The organism is Aquimarina pacifica (genome assembly GCF_000520955.1).
Taxonomy (GTDB): domain Bacteria; phylum Bacteroidota; class Bacteroidia; order Flavobacteriales; family Flavobacteriaceae; genus Aquimarina; species Aquimarina pacifica.
The window spans coordinates 167,421-181,770 of sequence record NZ_JACC01000006.1; the positions used below are offsets into that span (position 1 = coordinate 167,421).

Below are 14,350 nucleotides of genomic sequence, written 5' to 3' on the forward strand. Positions count from 1 at the left end.
AAATGAAAATAATGAAAACAACCATATTCAGTACACATAAATTTGAAGAACCTTATTTGATAAAGGCAAATAATAGTAGACACGAATTAAAACTATTGGAAAGCCGTTTGACCAAAGAAACAGCTATTCTCGCAACAGGCTCTGAAGCCGTTAGCCTATTTACAGGTGATGATGCCTCGGCGCATATCGTTGAAAAATTAAGTGCGATTGGTGTTAAGTATATCGCCCTACGTTCAGCAGGGTTCAATCACGTTGATTTAGAAAAAGTAGCTGAAATGAATATGAAAGTGGCTCGTGTTCCTGCTTATTCGCCATACGCTATTGCAGAACACACTCTGGCACTCATCTTAGCCCTAAACCGAAAAATAATTAGAGCACACAATAGAGTTAGAGAACAAAATTTCTCACTGAACGGACTCACAGGATTCGACCTAAATGGTAAAACAGTAGGTGTTATTGGAACAGGAAAAATAGGTGCAGTACTTGTAAAAATACTTCATGGTTTGGGTTGTAAGATATTAGCTCAAGATGTTGCTGAAGATAAGAATCTGATAGATTTATATGATGTCATTTATACCAACTGTACCACTATCTGCAAGCAAGCAGATATAATTAGCCTGCACGTTCCATTGACACCATCAACTCAGCACTTAATAGATAAAGAACATATCGCTTTAATGAAAGAAGGAGTTATGCTCATTAACACAAGCCGAGGTGGTCTTGTGGACACCAAGGCGGTTATTGAAGGATTAAAATCTGGTAAGATTGGGTATTTCGGCATCGATGTGTATGAGGAGGAAGAAGGATTGTTTTTTGAAGACCATTCCGAAGATATATTACAAGACGATGTCATTGCTCGGTTAATGACATTCCCCAATGTTTTGATTACTAGCCACCAGGCTTTCTTAACCGAAACAGCACTAACAAATATTGCAGAAACGACAATATATAATTTGGGTTGTTTTGACAAAGAAATCCCCTCTGGAAATGAAATATCTGTCAATTAATTTAAATAATTAAAACATAAAAAAATGAAAAATATACTAGTACCCACCGATTTCTCTGAAAACTGTGTAAAAGCTGCAAATCTTGGCATCAAAATAGCTAAACGTTACGATGCAGAGATACATTTTTTGCATTTAATGAAAACACCTGTGGACTGGGTTAAATTGGATAAACAAAAAGAAAAGCGATATCCAGAAACATTAAAGAAAATAGGAATTGCCAAGTCCGCTCTAAGAGAATTGGATAAAAAGGCAGAACGTAGTGGACTTAAATGTCGCACTTTTCTTCAATATGATGCTGGACAAGGAGATATTTTAGAACATTCTGGTCATTTTCATCACGATTTCATCATTACCGGCAGTAGCGGAACCAAAGGCGTTATCAGGGAAATAACAGGTAGTAACGTAGAAGAAATCGTTCGAAAAGCAAATGCGCCAGTAATTGTGGTAAAAGATGAAGATGTAACATTCCCGTTCAAAAATATTGTATTTGTTTCAGATTTCGAGGAAGATATAAGTGAGGCTTTTAGTCAGGTAATATCTATTGCAAAAAAATGTGATGCTCGCATTCATTTATTACGAATAAATACCAAGACAGATTTTAACAGCATAAAACTTGGTTTAAATCCTATAGAACAGCTATTGGGCAAGTACCCAGAATTAAATGACTACTCAATGGCAGTTTATAATGAGCCCTCTGTAGAAGCTGGCATTAATACTTTTATAAAGCAAAATCCAATAGACTTAATAGCAATGGTCACTCATGGCAAGACTGGTTTTTTAAGCTTGTTTTCCAAGAGTATTGTTGAAGGTGTCACCAATCATTCAACGTTACCTGTAATGACCATACATCTTTAAAAAAACATATTCATATGTCTGATAGATTAAATAAAATTCGAGAAAAATCATTCTTCAAATTACTCTTTGGAAGAACCGCATTACCTGCATTTATAATCTTTGGGATAGCTCTTGTTTATGTTTTATTAATGTCACTAATCGATCATAGTTCTTTTCCATTTCATATAATTATTGCAACGGCAGCATTTATAAAAACTATAGTAATTACAGTGACCACCCTAAAACAACTTTCAAAACTGATAGATATTTGCCATTCAGTAAAGCAGTTACTATGGGTTTTTGGGGCGATAGTATTTATTAGTATTTTTTCATTTGCAACTGATTACACCTGTCTTTACCAATTCGATCATACGACATTTGAAGGAATTGCTGTTCATTCAAATTCATACATATATAATCTGTACCACTTTTTTTACTTCAGTGTAATTACCTTTTCAACTGTTGGATATGGCGATATTACCCCAGTTTCCGAAGTAGCGAGATTTGTTGTTATGCTCGAAATATTTTTAAGCTTTTTATTAATCGTTTTTGCTTTGGCAAATATCAAAAAAATACACCTTAATGAATGATATAAATATTATAAAAGCAAGTGGAGAAGAAGTCCCTTTTCAAATCGAAAAATTGATAAGTTCGTTGCAAAGAGCAGGCGCTGATAGAGTGATAATTGATCAAATAGTAGAAAATATTGAAGGCACAATTTATAATGGAATTACCACAAAAAAAATCTATCAGAAGGCATTTAAAATGCTCAAGGGTAAATCTCGTGTAAGTGCTTCAAAATACAAACTCAAAAAGGCGATTATGGAATTAGGACCATCAGGATTTCCTTTTGAAAAATTTATTGGTAAGATTTTAGAGATGGAAGGCTTTAGCGCAAATGTAGGAGTTATTGTTCAAGGTAACTGTGTAAAGCACGAAGTTGATGTTATCGCCCAAAAAGAAGACAAACACTATATGATTGAATGCAAATACCACAGCGACCAAGGCAGGTTTTGCAATGTAAAAATCCCATTGTATATCCATTCACGGTTTTTGGACGTGGAAAAGCAATGGGAACACCAAAAAGGTCACGAGGCTAAACTTCATAAAGGAGGGGTTTACACTAATACCCGGTTCACAACAGATGCCATTCAGTACGGGAAATGTGCTGGAATGCTTATGACCAGTTGGGATTATCCAAAAGGAAATGGTCTCAAGGACAGAATAGATAAATCGGGGCTTCATCCCTTAACCGCTTTAACAACACTTAGCAAAGCTGAAAAAACAAAACTACTGGACAAAGGCATTGTACTGTGTAAAGAGCTTCACGAAAAACCTGCATTATTAGAGGAGACAGGAATTGATAAAACACGACATAAAAAGATTTTAGAAGATTCGGAAGCGTTGTGCACAATACATTAAAAGAACAAAAAAATAATTAAATAAACAGTCATTAATTCTAAAAACAATACAGATGAAAACCGAAGAAATGCAAAAAAAGAACAGTATAGATCTTGAGCCATTTTACCAAGCATTGGAAGATGACCCCAAATTACTTGATGAGGCTCTTGAAATATTGCTTGAGATGGTAAATTTTGAGCCTAAATCCATAAAGAAGCTGGCACTTGTAATAAAAGAGGATTCCCGTAACCTATACAATGAAATAGTAGAATTGAGCAAATCGGGGCAAAACAAAGGAAATACACCGTCCTGTTGTGGTGGACATTAAATAAATGCTATAAAGATGAAAAACAACAAAATAAATGTCCATTTTTTAGGAGCTGCAGGCACCGTAACCGGTTCAAAATATCTGGTAGATACAGGAGATAGAAAGATACTGATAGACTGCGGTCTTTTTCAGGGATTGAAAGAATTACGCCTTAAAAACTGGGAGTACCCACCTGTTAATGTTGCTGACATTGATGCTGTTTTGCTTACCCACGGCCATATGGACCATACAGGTTATCTGCCAAGATTGGTAAAGCAAGGGTTTAATGGTCCCATCTATGGCACTAATCCCACCTTGGATATAGCAAAAATCATTTTGAATGATAGTGCTAAAATCCAAGAACAAGAAGCCGAACGTGCCAATAAAGAAGGCTATTCCAAACATAATCCTGCAGAACCACTTTACGATTTAAGCGATGTAGAAAAAACAATCCCTTACTTCAAAGGGGTACCACCCTCGCAATGGCTACCCATTCTCAAAGATGTAAAGGCGAGGTTTCAATACAATGGACATATCCTTGGTGCTACACACATTGAGTTAGATATACGTGGAAAACGTTTTGTGTTTTCAGGTGATATAGGCAGAACAAACGATTTACTGCTTTTTCCACCCTTAAAACCAAAAAAGGCAGATGTATTATTCATTGAATCCACCTATGGAGGAAGGTTTCATCCTGATGAAGTGGAAGCCATTCCGAAGATTGAAAAATTAGTCAACGACACTATAAATAGAGGTGGCAGCCTATTTATCCCAAGTTTTTCGGTAGAACGTGCCCAATTGATGATGCTTATTTTTTGGAGATTACTTAAAGAGAACAAAATACCTAAAGTACAAATGATAATGGATAGCCCTATGGGAGCTAATGTTTTGGAGTTATTTCATCGTACTAGGGATTGGCACAAACTTGAAGAGCACGAATGTGATGAGATGTGCTCTTATTTCACGGTTGTTAGGAGTTATCGCGAAACAATGGAATTAAGAACGGACAACATACCAAAAATCGTGATTGCAGGAAGCGGAATGCTCACAGGAGGACGTATGCTAAACTATCTTGAAACTCAAGCGCAAAACCCAAATAACACTTTGCTTTTTATAGGCTATCAAGCTGAAGGCACTCGTGGAAGAAAATTGTTGAAAGGCGAAAAAGAATTAAAGGTGTATGGAAAATGGGTGCCATTCAAAATGGAAGTTGCAGAAATTGAAGGTCTCTCGGCACACGCTGACCACACAGAACTAATGGATTGGATGAGTAAGATAAAAAATAAACCTGAAAGAATCTTTATCGTTCACGGCGAGAAAGAAGGCGCAGAAGCATTACAAAAGGATATAAAAGATACTTATGGATGGGATTCAGAAATTCCACAATTGTATAGTATCGAAGAAATAGAATAAATCATCATAATTAATAAAAATATGGACCAACACTCAAATATATTAAAATACAAACATCTCGGAATCTACACCCAAAATGAAAACGTGGTGTATATGAGAGAAGATTGCCACGTCTGTATTTCAGAAGGGTTTGAGGCACTGACCCGAATTAGAATATCCAATGCAACAACCTCAATCGTAGCAAGTCTAAATGTTTTAAATTCAGATATTCTGTTGTCAAATGAAATTGGATTATCAGATGCTGCCGCGAAAAAACTTAATGTTACGCAAAATGACACGCTGTACGTTTCCCACTTGGAACCTATTGAATCGTTAAGCTATGTTAGGGCTAAAATCTATAATCAAAAACTAGATTATAAAGCTTACAGCGAAATTATAACCGATATCGTGGAAGGCGATTATTCAAATATTCATCTTTCAGCATTCATAACTGCATGCGCTGGTGACCGAATGGATATTGATGAAATATCCGACCTCACTAAAGCGATGATAGCTTCCGGAAAGCAACTGAATTGGAAAAAAGATATTGTAGTCGATAAGCATTGCATCGGCGGATTGCCTGGCAATAGAACAACGCCATTGGTAGTTGCCATCGTTGCTGCTTATGGGCTTACAATGCCCAAAACATCTTCGCGTGCTATCACTTCCCCAGCAGGTACAGCAGATACAATGGAAGTACTGACCAATGTGACGCTCTCTTCCGAAGAAATAAAGACCGTAGTAGAAAAGGAAGGTGGATGTTTTGTTTGGGGTGGTACCGCGCAATTAAGTCCTGCGGATGATGTGCTCATCAAAATTGAAAAAGCCTTGGATATCGATAGTGAAGGCCAGCTCATCGCTTCAGTACTTTCAAAGAAAGCTGCGGCAGGTTCCACTCACGTGGTAATTGATATTCCCGTGGGCGAAACCGCGAAGGTTCGTAGTACCGAAATGGCAGAAAAACTAAAAAATCATATGGAAACCGTTGGAACTGCCGTTGGGTTGAATGTAAAAGTTGTAGTTACGGATGGCACGCAGCCTGTTGGAAGGGGTATTGGTCCAACTTTAGAAGCCATTGATATATTAAAAGTTTTGAAAAATGAGGAAGATGCACCCAAAGACTTAACAGAAAGAGCATTGTTTTTAGCTGCTGAACTAATAGAACTTTCTGGAAAAGTAGAAAAAGGAAAAGGATTGGAAACCGCACATAGAATTCTCAAATCTGGAAAAGCATATGAAAAATTCATAGCCATTTGTAAAGCACAAGGTCAGTTTTCAAAACCAGTTTTAGCACCTTATAAAATTGAAATTACGGCCGAAAAGTCAGGGGTTTTAAACAGAATTGATAACCGAAAAATTGCAAAACTTGCCAAGCTTTCGGGAGCACCTCAATCTAAATCAGCAGGGATTCTTTTAAATACCCATTTAGGAGAACAAATCAAAGAAAACCAACTGCTATATACTATATATGCTGAATCCAAAGGTGAACTTAACTATGCCTTGGAATATAAAAACAATCATAACGACATCATAACTATAATTTAAAAAACTATGAAAACAATATTATTCAGTCTTCCCGGAAATGAAGAACTCACAGAACTAATGGCTACAAAAATGGATGCTGAAGTGGGCAAAGCCACTTTGCGTAATTTTCCCGATGGGGAATCGTACACGCGCATATTATCTGATGTTAAAGATAAATGTGTGGTGCTGGTATGCACCTTGCACGAACCAGACGAGAAACTGTTGCCACTATATTTTTTAAGCCACACAGCCAAATCATTAGGAGCTATGTGTACCTGTTTGGTAGCACCCTATTTGGCATATATGCGACAGGACAAAGTTTTTAACGAAGGCGAAGGAGTAACTTCTGGTTTTTTCGGAAAATTGATTTCAGGTTTTGCCGATAGCATTACCACGGTTGACCCACACCTACATAGAATTAGTGCTTTAGGAGAAGTATATCAAATTCCAAATAAAGTGATTCACGCTGCCGATGCCATTTCAGAATGGATAAAAGAAAACATTGAAAACCCGGTACTTATTGGACCCGATTCGGAAAGTGAACAATGGGTTTCCGAAGTCGCCAAAAATGCCGGAGCACCTTTTACGGTATTACAAAAGGTACGTCACGGTGACCGTGATGTAGAAGTCTCTGTTCCCGATGTGGATAAATATAAAGATGCTACACCCATTTTGGTAGATGATATTATTTCCACAGCGCGGACAATGATTGAAACCGTACAACATTTGAATAAAGCAGGAATGAAACCACCTATCTGCGTAGGTATTCACGCCGTTTTTTCAGGAAACGCTTATCAAGATTTGTTGGATTCTGGGGCAGAAAAAATAGTGACTTGTAATACCATCCCGCACTCTTCAAACGGAATAGATTTAAGTGATATTATGGCAAAAGAGGTGAAAAAATTGATGCATCACATATGAGAAAACAAAGTTTCATAGTACTATTTATCTTATTCAGCATTATAATGAATGGACAAACTGAAATGCTCATTGGGCAGATTTCAGGTAGAGTTGTCATTCGAGAAAATTTTGACGAAAAAGGCTCTTTTCTAAACAAACAAACTTTTGAAGCCGGTGAAACAATAAAGAAGAATGAATATTATGAAATTAAGGTGGTTACAGAATTGTTTGATGAGGACAAAAAGTCTACGGATAAATATACAACAACATATCGCTGTAGGCCTAATGAAGCAAGTGTAATGGTAATGGCTTTTCCGTTTTCTAATCCAAAATCAAAAGAGACCGAAATTAATACCACCTCTGAAAAATTTAAAGAGCTCTATGATTTGAATAACCTTGAAGATATAGAATTGGAAATGACTTTTGACTCGGGCTTATTGAATTTTTTTGGTTCAAAAAGCGTCATAAAGATTTACGACCGAACATTAGATGGCAACAAAAATAATATTAATTCAAAAATCAATATTAAGGCCTATGCCTGGGGAATTCGCATTAAGCAACTCAACTATACTGTCAATGAAAAAATAAATGGTAAAGGCTTATTGACCTTTCAGAAATTTACAGAGGAAGATAATAGTTATTTTACAATGACTTATAAATAGAAAGAAAATGAACAACTACGACACACTTTCAGAAGCAATTAACGATTTGCAGGCAAATGGTTATACATACGATTTTAACCTAAAACCTGAATGTTTGGAGTGTGCCTCACTAAAAATTGAATTACACCCAGAAGACTTTGAAGTGGATAAAACCTATCGCTTTGAAGGCATGAGCAGTACCGACGATAACAGTGTGCTTTATGCTATTTCATCAAAAAATGGGATTAAAGGACTTTTGGTGGATGCCTATGGCGTCTATGCCGAAAACATTTCGGAAGCTATGAGAAAAAAATTACGATAACACTTAAACAAGACAATAATGGAAAATCACGAACATCACAATCACGAAGAAATGGACCATTCAAAAATGGACCATTCTAAGAAAAAACAAAAAAAAGAAGACCATTCTAAAATGAATCACGGAGGTGGAGACCATTCAGGTCATAATCCGGGACACGGTCAAATGGGTCACGACCATCATAAAATGATGATAGCAGACTTTAGAAAACGGTTTTGGGTAACACTTGTGCTTACCATTCCCATATTGTTTTTCTCGCCAATGATTCAGGAATTTTTTGGTTATGAATTTTTACTTCCAGGAAATCCATATATCCTTTTTGCACTTTCCACTGTTGTATATTTTTATGGTGGTTGGCCATTTTTAAAAGGGTTTTGGTCTGAAGTCAAAAAAGGTGCACCAGGAATGATGACCTTGATTTCTATGGCAATTTCTGTAGCTTATTTTTATAGTACTGCTACCGTTTTTGGCTTAAGAGGTGAAGACTTTTTCTGGGAACTATCAACACTTATAGCCATAATGTTGCTTGGCCATTGGATAGAAATGAAAAGTGTGCTAGGTGCTTCAAAAGCCTTACAGTTACTGGTAAGTATGATGCCTGCGGAAGCGCACAGGGTAAAAGGTGACACCATAGAGGACATCCCTCTCGAAGATTTACTGAAGGATGATGTGATATTGGTAAAACCTGGGGAGAAAGTTCCAGCAGATGGAATAATAGTAGACGGTTCCAGTTACCTGAATGAATCTATGCTTACAGGCGAATCCAAACCTGTAAAAAAGGATGAAAACGATAAGGTTATTGGTGGTTCGGTAAATGGCAATAGTACCTTAAAAGTAAAGGTTGAACATACTGGAAAAGATAGCTACCTCAACAAAGTCATCAAGATGGTAGAGGAAGCGCAAAAAACCAAATCCAAGATGCAAAATCTTTCAGATAGGGCTGCAAAATGGCTAACCTACATCGCTTTGGCAATTGGTTTTGGTACGTTGGCAGTTTGGTTGATTTTAGGCTTTCCATTTGTTTACGCTTTAGAAAGAATGGTTACCGTTATGGTAATTGCTTGTCCACACGCATTGGGTCTTGCCATTCCACTTGTGGTTGCTATTTCTACCGCTGTATCTGCCCAAAATGGATTGCTTATCCGAAATAGGACTGCGTTTGAAGAGTCGAGGAAAATTTCAGCTTTGCTTTTTGATAAAACAGGAACATTAACCAAAGGTGATTTTGGTGTTACTCGAATCGAGTCTGTTAACAAGGCTTATTCATCAAAAGAAATTTTAAGACTTTCAAGTGCATTGGAACAAAGTTCTGAACACCCAATAGCTGTTGGGATTATCAAAAAAGTAAAAGAAGATAATATTACTATCCCTAGCCCAGAAAACTTCAATGCAATTACTGGTAAAGGTGTAGAGGCCATTGTAGAAGGTAAGCAAGTTAAGGTAGTAAGTCCTGGTTTTTTAAGAGATGAGAAAATTACCATTCCTGAAGATGCATACAGCGATGCAGCGGAAACTGTAGTATTTGTTTTAATTGATGGTGAATTGGCAGGTTATATTGCGCTTGCTGACGAAATAAGACCAGAATCTGCTGAAGCCATCAAAATATTCAAAAAAAATAATATTAAAGTCTTAATGGCAACAGGTGACAATGAAAAAACAGCTAAAGCCGTAAGTGAGAAACTTGGTTTAGATGGTTACTACGCTGAAGTATTACCACACCAAAAAGTAGAAATAGTTGAAGAACTACAAATAAAAGGAGAGTTTGTAGCTATGACGGGTGATGGTGTAAATGATGCACCAGCCCTTGCAAAAGCTAATGTAGGAATTGCCGTAGGCTCTGGTACTGATGTAGCTGCTGAAACTGCCGATATTATTCTGGTAAACAGCAATCCACAGGACATTGCCAACTTAATTTTATTTGGAAAGGCTACCTACAATAAAATGATTCAGAATTTAATATGGGCTACAGGTTATAATGTCGTAGCCATTCCTTTAGCAGCTGGTGTACTATATTCCTCGGGCTTTGTTTTAGGACCTGCGGTAGGTGCGGTATTTATGAGTTTAAGTACGATTATAGTAGCCATTAATGCACAATTATTAAAACGAAAACTCGGTAAAAAATAATGAATAGGAAAGAAAAACTCAACAGGATATCTTTAATCCTGTTGAGTTTATTTGTAGTAATGTTGGGCTATGGTATTTTATTACCAACCCTTCCCTACTACACCGAAAGATTAGCACTAAAAGACAATCTCGACACCGACCTTATTAACTTTCACATTGGTCTGCTCACGAGCATTTATCCCTTTTTCCAACTGCTATTCGTAGTGATATGGGGAAAGTTATCTGACAAATATGGTCGTAAACCCATAATCATTATTGGTTTGATTGGATTTGTAATCATGCAATTACTAACAGGTCTTGCTACATCCTTGACCATGCTATATACTGCACGTATTTTTGGAGGAATATTTACTTCTTCTGTTATCCCAGTTAGCAATGCATATTTAAGTGATATTACATCCGAGAAACGAAGAACTAAAGTTATGGCATGGTCCGGAGTTGCGATAAGCACTGGTGTTATCTTTGGTCCCGTCATAGGAGGTTTACTATCTCAAACAGATATACATTTAGAATATTCCCTTGGACTACTGCATCTAGACCGATTTTCAGTACCATTCCTTTTTGCTTCGCTGTTAGGATTCATAGTTTTACTAATTACATCAAAATGGTTAAAAAATACAGCAAAAGTAATTAAGTTTAATACAGAGAAACGAAGCTTACGGTTTTCATTTAGTAAATACTTCATCATTATTTTAATGATTTCTTTTGTCATGCAGTTTGTCGTCACACTATTTGAAACTGTGTTTTCCATTTATGGTAAAGACGAATTGGCATTTAATAGTAACCAAGTTGGTATCGGCTTCATGATTTGTGGTTCAGTAATGGCAATTTTACAGCCTGTCTTTGCCAGTTATGGGGAAAAGGTCTTAGCTGCTAAAAAGCAAATCGTTTTAGGATTACTCATTTCAGGAATTTCATTAATTGCCTTTCCTTTTTTCAAAAACGAGTTTTTAGTGTACGGATTAATTGTTGTCTTCGCAGCAGGTGGTGCGATGGTAACACCAAACCTACTTTCAGCGGTCTCATTAATATCCCAAGAGAATACTGGTAGAAATATTTCCATACAAAGTTCTACCAATAGTATTGGCCAGATTTTGGGTCCAATTATAGGAACCTGGTTAGTTGCTGCTGGTTTTTATTATCCTTTTATTATTGCTGGGTCGGTTATTTTAATCTCAATAGGATTTGTTTTACCCTCAATGAAATTGAAAGATGAAATGTGATACATACCTTAACGTGAAATATAAATTTCAAAAAAATAAATCATAATAAACATTTGATGATTCATAAATCAACAACTGAAGAACAAAAAAAACAATTACACGATAGTAAAAGTGATAATGCGTATATTCAATTGCTGCATTCTGGCGAAGCGTATTTTATCCGACTAAAAAATATAATCCGAGATGCACAAAAAGAAATACATCTGCAAACCTATATTTATGAGAACGACGAAACGGGAAATGATATAGCCACCTGCCTCAAAGAAGCTGCTCAACGAGATGTAAAAGTTTATGTTTTACTGGATGCATATGGAAGTGTGGCTCTTCCTGATAGTTTTATACAGAATTTGATTCAGCACGGTGTTTTAATTCGTTTCTTTTCCCCTTTGTTTTCCGTGAATAATTTTTATCTAGGTAGGCGTATGCACCATAAAGTACTAGTTGCTGATGGAAAAATGGCACTGATAGGTGGTATCAATATTGCTAATAAGTACCATGGAACTTTGAAATCTGAACCTTGGCTTGATTATGCCGTACAACTAGATTGCCCTGCAGCCGAGGATTTGCAGAAACTGTGCAGAGATTATTTTTTTAGAAAAGGAAGCTCAAAAAAAATAAAGCCAGTCTTACATTCGGCCGGTAAAGCACTTGTTGGAATTACACAAAACGACTGGTTAAAAAGTAAAACAGAAGTATGTGACGCATATACAAATGCAATATTTAGGGCAAAAAAAGAAATAGTCATATTGGGTTCATATTTTTTACCTGGAAGAAAGATGTCTAAGGCATTGAAAAAAGCTAGTGAAAGAGGTGTGAAAATAACGGTAATTTTGGCGGGTATAAGTGATGTTCCATTGGTGCGTAGGGCGACCGAACATTTATATGCAAACTTTCTACATAATCAAATTCAAATATATGAATGGGAAAAGTCTGTACTACACGGCAAAGCTGCTCTTGTAGATAATCAGTGGTCAACAATAGGTTCTTTTAATCTAAACAGCCTTAGCTGCTATGGTAGTATAGAAATGAACGTGGAAATATATTCGTCTGCTTTTGCCGAAACATTACGTTCGGATTTTAACCGGGTTATAAGTGAGTGTAGGGAAGTCACCAAGACTAACTTTAAACAAAAAACGACTATCCTTAATAAGCTTGCAGATTGGTTATCTTATCACATGATAACATTTACGATGCATCTTTTGACCTTTTTGCCACACTTAAGGGCTTTGAAAAAATTTAGATTATGATAGATTATCAATAAGATTTAAATAGCATAATAAATATAAAATTGTCTATTTTATATTTAAAAATTCAATTACGGAGTGTCATTCGATGTGTAACCATGAAGTTAAATTTATAAACTAATAATCAAAAACTTCTGCTAACTTTATGGAGGGAAAATTCTAACTTTTGGAAATGCTTAAAAACCTTTTTAATGATTAAAATATTAACTACAGGTGGAACTATTGAAGGGTTAGATTATGTAGGTGATAAGGGAATCAAAAAAACGAATATATCTATAGGGGATTTTCTCGATAGGGCAAATGTAGATTTTGAATACGATATTGAGAGTATATTTAAAAAATATAGTCGGGCTATAGATGAAAATGACCTTAAACTACTAGTAAGTAAAGTTAGGGAAGCCAATGCGAAGAAAATATTAATAACACACGGGACTTTCACAATGTAAAACACCGCAAAATATATAGGAAAACTCAACCTTGGTAAAACCATTATTTTAGTTGGGTCATTTATTTTAGGGTCTTCTGAAAATACAGACGCCCCATTTAATTTAGGGTATGCAATCAGCTCATTGCAATTTCTAAAACCGGATGTTTATATTGCTATGAACGGACAAGTATTTCACTGGAACAATGTTTCCAAAAATTTTGAAACTAACAAATTTGAGCGTAATGAATAGTTATATATTAAATGTTTGGAACATCAATACATTGGACAACGTTTTTCTATCTATTAATAGATACATTCATTGTATTGTTTACGCTTTACTTTTCAAGAAAGAGAACACGCAGTAGTCTTAAACATTTTCTATTTCTTGGATTGTTATTTGTTACTTACAATGCCTCTGGTGGATTCCTTCCAACTGATAATTTCCCTGGGCCTTTAATACTTCAATACATTATAACTTACGGCGTAGCTATAACATTATGCGTTTTTACTGTCTATTACCTTTATAAAGAATATGATATCGTTGTTTTGAAATTTAATTCGTCCATACGTAATCTAGCTATATTTACAATAGCCAGCTACATCATTTTATTTTTAGTTCCTTAATTTATTAAAAAATCTTTGGAATCAGCTAGATTATTATTCACTGTACCAATATCGATGGCTGCCATTGTTTTTCTCTTCATATTTTATCGACGAATTTCCAATCCAACCAATCCAAACGCTTTTATATTAAGACTAAGTAAATTGTCAACCATAAGTGTAACAAGCATAGCATTACTACCTATTTGTACCGTAATTGGTGATTATCAATGGATTACTTTTACTGTAATGAATATGGCATTTTTTGCCATAACTGTAATAGAAACAGATAGATATTTATTTTTTCAGAAAACAATACTAGAATTTTTGAGGTATTCGCTCTGAAGAAAAAGCAAAGAGGCGAATCTATAGAACATAAAATTATTTATGAGGATTTATCCCGACGA

General features: G+C 35.8%; 14 protein-coding genes and 1 pseudogene. All 15 read left to right on the plus strand.

Annotated elements, in window-relative coordinates; translation table 11 throughout:
- The first annotated feature begins 11 nt into the window (after positions 1-11).
- The 15 genes and pseudogenes from DZ60_RS0104315 to DZ60_RS25545 all read left to right on the plus strand — a co-directional run bounded on the left by DZ60_RS0104315 (position 12) and on the right by DZ60_RS25545 (position 14,288).
- A complete protein-coding gene (locus DZ60_RS0104315; protein WP_025740772.1) occupies positions 12-1,007 on the plus strand; it encodes a 2-hydroxyacid dehydrogenase in 996 nt (331 codons plus the stop codon).
- Positions 1,008-1,031: 24 nt separating this feature from the next.
- Positions 1,032-1,862 (plus strand): universal stress protein, encoded by an 831-nt coding sequence (locus DZ60_RS0104320; RefSeq protein ID WP_025740773.1) that lies wholly within the window; start codon positions 1,032-1,034, stop codon positions 1,860-1,862.
- Positions 1,863-1,876: 14 nt separating this feature from the next.
- Positions 1,877-2,431 (plus strand): ion channel, encoded by a 555-nt coding sequence (locus tag DZ60_RS0104325; RefSeq protein WP_025740774.1) that lies wholly within the window; start codon positions 1,877-1,879, stop codon positions 2,429-2,431.
- Positions 2,424-3,263: an ATP cone domain-containing protein gene (locus DZ60_RS0104330; protein WP_025740776.1), complete on the plus strand. Its 840-nt coding sequence runs from the start codon at positions 2,424-2,426 to the stop codon at positions 3,261-3,263. The genes DZ60_RS0104325 and DZ60_RS0104330 overlap by 8 nt, the downstream gene beginning before the upstream one ends.
- Before the next feature lie 52 nt (positions 3,264-3,315).
- The gene (locus tag DZ60_RS0104335; protein ID WP_025740777.1) at positions 3,316-3,570 is read left to right on the plus strand and encodes a hypothetical protein; all 255 of its coding nucleotides are present in this window, start codon (positions 3,316-3,318) and stop codon (positions 3,568-3,570) included.
- A gap of 15 nt (positions 3,571-3,585) precedes the next feature.
- On the plus strand, positions 3,586-4,962 hold the full coding sequence (locus tag DZ60_RS0104340; protein WP_025740779.1) for an MBL fold metallo-hydrolase RNA specificity domain-containing protein: 1,377 nt from the start codon (positions 3,586-3,588) through the stop codon (positions 4,960-4,962).
- A 21-nt stretch (positions 4,963-4,983) separates the two neighbouring features.
- Positions 4,984-6,486 (plus strand): thymidine phosphorylase family protein, encoded by a 1,503-nt coding sequence (locus tag DZ60_RS0104345; RefSeq protein ID WP_025740782.1) that lies wholly within the window; start codon positions 4,984-4,986, stop codon positions 6,484-6,486.
- A gap of 6 nt (positions 6,487-6,492) precedes the next feature.
- Positions 6,493-7,386, plus strand: a complete 894-nt coding sequence (locus DZ60_RS0104350; protein WP_025740783.1) for a ribose-phosphate pyrophosphokinase — start codon at positions 6,493-6,495, stop codon at positions 7,384-7,386.
- Positions 7,387-7,430: 44 nt separating this feature from the next.
- Positions 7,431-8,027 carry a hypothetical protein gene (locus tag DZ60_RS0104355; protein WP_241448713.1) on the plus strand — a complete coding sequence of 199 codons (597 nt, stop codon included), beginning with the start codon at positions 7,431-7,433 and terminating at the stop codon, positions 8,025-8,027.
- Positions 8,028-8,034: 7 nt separating this feature from the next.
- Entirely contained in the window at positions 8,035-8,328 is a 294-nt protein-coding gene (locus DZ60_RS0104360; protein ID WP_025740786.1) for a hypothetical protein, read from the plus strand.
- An 18-nt stretch (positions 8,329-8,346) separates the two neighbouring features.
- Positions 8,347-10,449 (plus strand): copper-translocating P-type ATPase, encoded by a 2,103-nt coding sequence (locus DZ60_RS0104365; RefSeq protein WP_025740788.1) that lies wholly within the window; start codon positions 8,347-8,349, stop codon positions 10,447-10,449.
- On the plus strand, positions 10,449-11,672 hold the full coding sequence (locus DZ60_RS0104370) for an MFS transporter (protein WP_025740790.1): 1,224 nt from the start codon (positions 10,449-10,451) through the stop codon (positions 11,670-11,672). Before DZ60_RS0104365 ends, DZ60_RS0104370 begins: the two co-directional genes overlap by 1 nt.
- A 56-nt stretch (positions 11,673-11,728) precedes the next feature.
- Positions 11,729-12,919 carry a cardiolipin synthase ClsB gene (gene clsB, locus DZ60_RS0104375; protein WP_025740791.1) on the plus strand — a complete coding sequence of 397 codons (1,191 nt, stop codon included), beginning with the start codon at positions 11,729-11,731 and terminating at the stop codon, positions 12,917-12,919.
- A 188-nt stretch (positions 12,920-13,107) separates the two neighbouring features.
- Positions 13,108-13,593 (plus strand): annotated as a pseudogene (locus DZ60_RS22475) (asparaginase domain-containing protein).
- A gap of 515 nt (positions 13,594-14,108) precedes the next feature.
- Positions 14,109-14,288, plus strand: coding sequence for a hypothetical protein (locus DZ60_RS25545; RefSeq protein WP_241448714.1), 180 nt, complete (start codon positions 14,109-14,111; stop codon positions 14,286-14,288).
- The last annotated feature ends 62 nt before the right edge of the window (positions 14,289-14,350 follow it).